The organism is Oscillospiraceae bacterium (genome assembly GCA_015067255.1).
In the GTDB taxonomy this organism is placed as follows: Bacteria; Bacillota; Clostridia; order Oscillospirales; family SIG519; genus SIG519.
The window spans coordinates 1-6412 of record SVMS01000050.1; the positions used below are offsets into that span (position 1 = coordinate 1).

Annotated in this window: 7 protein-coding genes; 1 reads left to right on the top strand and 6 read right to left on the bottom strand. The window is 35.4% G+C overall.

Translation table 11 applies throughout. The features are described 5' to 3' along the window. Positions 1-255 precede the first annotated feature (255 nt). From E7480_08495 to E7480_08520, 6 genes are all read right to left on the bottom strand, one after another. On the bottom strand, positions 256-780 hold the full coding sequence (locus E7480_08495) for a hypothetical protein (GenBank protein ID MBE6904625.1): 525 nt from the start codon (positions 778-780) through the stop codon (positions 256-258). Positions 781-859: 79 nt separating this feature from the next. Continuing rightward, a complete protein-coding gene (locus tag E7480_08500) occupies positions 860-1237 on the bottom strand; it encodes a hypothetical protein (GenBank protein ID MBE6904626.1) in 378 nt (125 codons plus the stop codon). A gap of 52 nt (positions 1238-1289) precedes the next feature. Beyond that, positions 1290-1826: a hypothetical protein gene (locus E7480_08505; GenBank protein MBE6904627.1), complete on the bottom strand. Its 537-nt coding sequence runs from the start codon at positions 1824-1826 to the stop codon at positions 1290-1292. A 350-nt stretch (positions 1827-2176) separates the two neighbouring features. After that, positions 2177-2578: a hypothetical protein gene (locus tag E7480_08510; protein ID MBE6904628.1), complete on the bottom strand. Its 402-nt coding sequence runs from the start codon at positions 2576-2578 to the stop codon at positions 2177-2179. A gap of 34 nt (positions 2579-2612) precedes the next feature. Beyond that, on the bottom strand, positions 2613-2966 hold the full coding sequence (locus E7480_08515; protein ID MBE6904629.1) for a hypothetical protein: 354 nt from the start codon (positions 2964-2966) through the stop codon (positions 2613-2615). A gap of 163 nt (positions 2967-3129) precedes the next feature. Next, the gene (locus E7480_08520; GenBank protein ID MBE6904630.1) at positions 3130-4482 is read right to left on the bottom strand and encodes an NADP-specific glutamate dehydrogenase; all 1353 of its coding nucleotides are present in this window, start codon (positions 4480-4482) and stop codon (positions 3130-3132) included. Between the two features lie 529 nt (positions 4483-5011). On the opposite strand from E7480_08520, the gene E7480_08525 reads away from it, so the two are divergent. Continuing rightward, positions 5012-6412 (top strand): thioredoxin domain-containing protein (locus E7480_08525; GenBank protein MBE6904631.1); only part of this gene is annotated, 1401 nt, incomplete at its 3' end.

Here is a 6412-nt window from a genome sequence, read left to right on the forward strand (position 1 = left end):
ACAAAATAAAATCTTTTGGTCTATATTTATACATTGATAATAGATAACTTACAGCCCAAATTCCTGAATCTATCTCACCTATTAATTTGTTTATTCCAATAGTAAAAGTACTATTTGAATTATTTAAGACATCTTGAACTGAATAAAAAGCAGACCTACAATGAACATATCCAGCATTAATTATATCTATTTTCATTTTGTCACTCCCACGATTTTTATCTTATAACCATTATAACACAGCGGCAGTCCCTTGTATTATATCTCGGCTTTTTCTTTCAACTGCTTTTCTAAAAACAATTCTGAGTTGTCAATATCGGCTTTATAGCTCAGCTTTGCTCCTATGTTAATTAAATCTGAATATGTCTTTTTATTATCAATATAAATATACGACATTCGTTCATGAGCGCACAGCTCAAACCAAGCATAGCCGTCTTTGAAAAAGCACAAATCCATTGGGAAAAAGGGGTAGTGCCAATCGTAAATATTATTTGCTTTAAACAGCGCTTCTTTTGCACCCAAGTCAGCTTGATAAAGCGCTACTTTATATATGTGTTTATTGGTGTTAAGAGTAACTGTGCCGGGCCATTGGTTGCTGTTAACCATAAACTTTTTATATGGACTCAGCAAGCTTTTAATTTCTTTTACTGTGTTTTTAACTTTTTCATTTTCAGAATATTTGAAATATACCAAAGAAAAAGTATCGCTGTTCAAAAGCATATATTCAATAAAATTAAGATAGTCTTTTTTATTGTCAAATTCATCTAAAAAATAACTTTTCATATCTTGCTGTACTCCCTTGCTGTTTCCTCACTGAAATCTGTTGATTATTGGCATATTATGTAGTTTCAGATTTCTAATATTAACATCCGCTATGTATATCTGCCCCAAAACAATGGAATATAATATCGGCGGCAATATTAGGATATGCTTTAGCTTTCACATCTTTAATAAACCTCTCCCGATAATTACAAAGCAAATAGTTAACTGCTCCGAAAATGTTATCGCTATATTTAGAGTTTAGCAGACTAAAAACAAAATCATACTCCATAGGCTGTGCCGGAATAATGCAGTTAACCGGCTCTCCATAATAAGTGTAATTGTTTACTTCTATCCATTTGCTACGGTCTATACGATGAATAATAACATCATTTTTCCTTGCAAACATCAAATCAACAAAAATCGGATATGTAAAAGAATGTGGACTTGCAAAATAAAAATATCTTTTTCTTTCTTTCATAAGATCACCCTATTAATATAAAATAACCACAGCGGCAGTCCCCTGTATTGTGTTAGCTATTGGCTAAAACAATTTTCTGTTCTCCAATATAGAGGGTATAGTCATCCGTAAAATCCTGTTGTAGCACTCCAAAACCACATACGAGAATCCGTCCGCTATTCGCTTCATATGAACCGCTATTGAAGGATGTATTCAAAGAATCGGATATTGTTGGTATCTGTTCTTCCTTTGCAAGTAAAAAACGAAAAGTTACTATTGTTTTACCCTGTATAGTTTTGGCATCAACAAACCCATCAGTTAAAGCGTGAAATTGCTTTCTCGCGAATGTAACTTTTAACGATGTCCACCCGCGTTCTTCTTTAAAGATGATGTGATCCGAAAAAGCACCGTCTGAGCGCTTGTATACAAGCATAGCAACGTTGAAGTCTTCAAAAACATCCACGAGTCTTGCATTATATGGTTTGCTTTTTTCAAATGCTTCTTCAGGTGTTGAATAGCGAAAAGCATCTGCAACAATTTCATTATAAATGAAGAAACTTACACTTACAACAAAAGCCAAAATGAAAATAATAATAACAATTTTTTTCATAAGCAACCTCTAATTTTAATAACACAGGAGACGATTCTATGTGTTACTTTTTGGATAACAATTTGAGAATAACACACGTGATAACAAAAATTAAGAACCAAATCATTGAAAAAACCCAAGTTTGTTTAAATGTCCATGAAACATTTAATATCTTGGCTATTTTTTCGTAATTTGTCGGACCTGCTATATCAACAACAAAACCAACAGCACCAAGTATTACAACAAAAAAACAAGAGATTATATTAATTACGGTAATAATGATTTTAAAAGAACTTTTCAAACCAAATCATACCCCCGATACTCAACCCTTTGATTAAAAAGACTCATACTTTCACTCCCGCGATTTTTACCTATTCTAAGAAACTATTAATAAGTTCATTAAAAGTTTTTTCGTCACAATGTTTTCGAACAAAATAGATTTCTCCGTTTTTTACATACTCAGCCCAACGGTAACAAATCATTTCATAATCTCCGTTCTGATAGGTTATCTTCACAGAATTTCCATTGACCAACATTGGATCCCCTAAAAAATAATTTTCAAATTCAATCTTTTGAAATTGTTCGAAAAAAGCTTCTCTTTCTTCTTCTGAAAGAGTTTTTGTAACGGTAAACTCTAAGCTATTTTCTGCAAAAACAATCTCTATACTTTCAATTTCGTCAACAGGATTTCTCAACGAATATGTTTTTTCACTGCAACTTGTAAAAGACAATAAAGAAAACAAAGCGCAAGCAATAAATAATATTTTTTTCATTAATATCACTCTTTAGTTTGATTTGTAATTACATTTACTTACTTTTTAAATATATAAATAAATAGAATATAGATATAATAAGCGCAGGAATAACATTAAATAAAATCGAAAAAAGCATTATAAATATCACTGCCGGTATATCTGCAAAACCGAAATAATAATGATAATAACAACAAATCACATGAGGTATAACGGAAATTAAAGCTATAATTAAAAAATAAAGCGCTTTATAAATTTGTTTTAGATTAGATAGTAGTTTTTTAAAAATAATAAAAACAACAAGTAACGGTAAAAAATAAGATAACATAAGCGCTTTCCCCAAAAACAACAAGGGAACACTTATCAATATAATATATATCATTAATAATATAAGTCCTTTTTTTACCATATTAAACACCTCTTATCACAGCCAAGTTGTAATTGTTGTCTATAATGTTTCAAATAAACATTTGTTTTATATGAATATTATACTGTTATTGTGTCTTTTTGTCAACATTTGGCAAATAAAAAACCGTGCGGAAAAATTCCACACGGTTTTTGAAAATCTGATATTAAACTACGCCTTGGATTTTCATAGCTTCAGCAACCTTGATGAAGCCTGCGATGTTTGCACCTGCAACTAAGTTGTAGCCCAGGTCAAACTCTTCACAAGCGTCAACTGACTGCTTGAAGATATTTACCATAATGCCTTCCAGCTGGTCAAGAACATCCTTCTTATCAAAGATGATGTGTTCAGCATTCTGGCTCATTTCAAGACAAGAGCAAGCAACGCCGCCTGCGTTTGCAGCTTTTGCGGGGCCTACTATTACGCCGTTTTCCTGTAAGTAAGCGATTGCTTCGTTTGTGGTAGGCATATTAGCGCCTTCGCAAAGGTATTTACAGCCGTTTGCAACCATTTGCTTAGCATCTTCAAGGTGAATTTCGTTCTGAGTTGCGCAAGGAATGTAAAGGTCAGCCTTAACTTCCCAAGGCTTTTTGCCTGCGAAGAATTTAGCGCCCTTGAATTTCTCAGCGTAGGGAGCGCAGATGTTTTTGCCTGAATTTCTAAGCTCAAGCATAAAGTCTTCTTTCTCTCCGCAAACGCCGTCCTCATCAAGAATGTATCCGTCAGGACCGGAAATTGTAATAACCTTAGCGCCTAACTGATTGAGCTTCTGAACAGTACCCCAAGCAACGTTACCGAAGCCGGAAACAGCAACTGTCTTTCCCTTAAGGTCAAGACCGTCATGCTTAAGCATTTCTCTTGCAAAGAATACGATACCGTAGCCTGTAGCCTCAGTTCTGCCTGCAAGACCGCCGTTTTGAGTACCCTTACCTGTCCATGTGCCGTCGTAAGCGTTAGCAAGTCTCTTAAACTGGCCCATCATGTAGCCGATTTCTCTGCCGCCAACACCTAAGTCACCTGCGGGAACGTCGGTGTTAGGACCGATGTGTCTGAAAAGCTCTGTAGCAAAGCTCTGGCAAAATCTCATAATTTCGCCTTCGGATTTACCGTTGGGATCAAAGTCGGAACCGCCTTTGCCGCCGCCGATAGGAAGACCGGTAAGAGCGTTTTTGAAAATCTGCTCAAAGCCTAAGAATTTGATAATACCGCTGTAAACGTTACGGTTAAATCTGATACCGCCTTTGTAGGGACCAAGAACAGAGCTGAACTGTGTTCTGAATCCTCTGTTAACCTGTACCTTGCCATTGTCATCAACCCAGGGAACTCTGAATACGATTTGACGCTCAGGCTCTACTATTCTCTCGAATACGCCTGCATCAATAAGGTCCTGTCTTTTTTCAGCAACGGGCTGAATAGACTCAAAAACCTCAGTAACTGTCTGAATAAACTCAGGCTCACCGGGATTGCGCTGCTTTACTCTTTCGAGTAAATCTGCTAAATATTTGTTAGTTAATGCCATTTTCTACATCTCCTAAAAAAGATTCCGTCTATGTAATTAACACATAATTGGTATAAAATAATTTTACACGAAAAGCCTTTGTATATCAAGTAATCCGCTCTAAGAAATTTAAAAGTCTTTTTCAGACTATTTTGTGTATTATGAACAAATTTCGGATTCCTTTTATGTTAAAGGTACATTATGCAATTAACACATAATCGGTGTTGAATATACTATACACTAAAAGTTTTTTCATTTCAAGTAAAACGTTTTGTAAATTTGAAATTCTTTTTCAATGCGTTTTTGTTAAATTTCAACAAAATCTAAATAAAATTTTGTTTTTAACTATATTTTTATGTAATTAATGGGCAAAAAATACGCTACACATACTATCTAAAAATCTCTCGTTTTTTTACTTAAACGTTTTGTAAAGTTGTTTTTTGCCGTTTTTATACAATATAAACAAAAAACGTTTTGTTTTTTCAACTTGGAACGCATACCCTTTTCCTTTTGAGGAAAGCTAATTTTAAATAAATTTTTAGGAGATTTTATGAGCAATCGTTTATCAAAGGAAACAAGTCCTTATTTATTACAGCACGCAGAAAATCCTGTCAACTGGTACTCTTGGTGCGAGGAGGCTTTTGAAGATGCTAAAAAACAGGACAAGCCTGTTTTTTTAAGCATCGGCTACAGCACTTGCCATTGGTGTCACGTCATGGCGCATGAAAGCTTTGAAGACGAAAGGGTTGCACAGCTTCTCAATAAGTATTTCATTTCAATAAAGGTGGACAGAGAAGAGCGTCCTGACATAGACAGCGTATATATGTCATTTTGTCAAGCCTTTACAGGAAGCGGCGGCTGGCCTATGAGTATTTTTATGAGCTGGGATAAAAAGCCTTTTTTCGCCGGCACGTATTTCCCTCCTCAAAGCCGTTACGGTATGCCGAGCTTTTCCGATATTGTGAAAGCAATTGCAGCCGAATGGTGCACTAACCGTTCAAGACTTTTAAAGTCATCTGAAAAAATCATAAAGCATCTGAAGCAGGCAAGCTATGTTCAAAGCAGCCAAAAAGATGAGCATTTAATTGAAAAAGCGGTACAGTTTTTTTCAGATACCTTTGACTCATCAAACGGCGGCTTTGGGTCTGCACCTAAATTTCCCACTCCTCACAATCTTTTATTTCTGATGCTATTTTCTAAAACAAGCAACGACAAAAATGCTTTGGAAATGGCAGAGAAAACACTTATTCAAATGCGAAAGGGCGGAATTTTCGACCATATCGGCTACGGCTTTTCGAGATATTCCACCGACGAAAAATTCCTCGTACCTCATTTTGAAAAAATGCTGTATGACAACGCCCTGCTTATAGTAGCATACTCGGCGGCATACAGCTTGACAAATAATTCTGTTTATCTTGACACTGCCAAAAAGACAGCTGAATATATCCTCAGAGAAATGACATCAAATGACGGCGGCTTTTACAGCGCTCAGGATGCCGACAGTGAAGGGGTTGAGGGTAAATATTACCTGTTTTCCCAAAAGGAAACATCCGACCTTTTAGGTCAAATGGCAAAAAGCTTCAATATGTGCTTTGACATAAGTGAAAAAGGGAATTTTGAAGGTAAAAATATTCCCAATCTATTAAAAAATGATGAAATCCCCACAGGCTTCGAGGAGGAGCTGAAAAAGCTGTATGATTTTAGAAAAAATCGAGTTTTGCTCAGCTTAGACGATAAAATTTTAGTTTCCTGGAACTCTATGACAATAGCGGCGTTTTGTATGCTTTACAGAGTATCAAAGAAAGAAAAATATCTCAATGCGGCAAAAAAGGCGCAGTCCTTTATTGAAAAAAATATGTGCCAAAGCTTACAGCTTTATACAAGCTTTCGTGAAAAAAGAAGCACAGTAAAAGGCTTCCTTGAGGATTATGCCTTCTATATCTGCGCTCTT